Annotated in this window: 1 pseudogene; it reads right to left on the reverse strand. The window is 25.2% G+C overall.

Going from position 1 to position 524, the window contains the following annotated elements:
• Nucleotides 1–272: 272 nt before the first annotated feature.
• Nucleotides 273–524 (reverse strand): annotated as a pseudogene (locus tag ABN217_RS20370) (glucohydrolase); the annotation flags it as partial.

The following is a 524-nucleotide window of genomic DNA, read 5'->3' on the forward strand; positions in this document are numbered from 1 at the left end:
TTATCACACCTTAAAAAACATTTACAAAATTTAAATTTTCAATTTTTATCAATGCATTACAAAGAACACAATGATATAATTAAACTATTAGCGCATTAATCCCATCCACTTTACAGTTAATATTATAGTGTGTTTTTTTGTTATTTAAAAATTCGAATATTTTTTACATTAAAACAAACCCAACATAAATAAACAGTAATCTACATTATAGATTTTAATTTTTCAGCAACCCATATTTTAGGTTGCCGCTTTATTTTTACATAAATAGATAGTCATTTAAAAATGATCGCTTGGTAAGGGTTTAGCACAATATGTTCACTTTCAATATTTAAATCTTTAATATTACTCAAATATAGTTTATTTATATGACTATTAACCTTCTCATTTTTATCATTGAAATTACAATAAATATTTACCCATTGATCTTTTAATACTCTACGGTAGGCAATAACATTTTCTGGTGCCTCAAGCGCTATAAAAGTACCATGAATAAGAATGTCTCTGATCTCAGAATGTAATCTCAG

Source organism: Proteus sp. fly-1067, assembly GCF_040139345.1.
Taxonomy (GTDB): Bacteria; Pseudomonadota; Gammaproteobacteria; order Enterobacterales; family Enterobacteriaceae; genus Proteus; species Proteus vulgaris_B.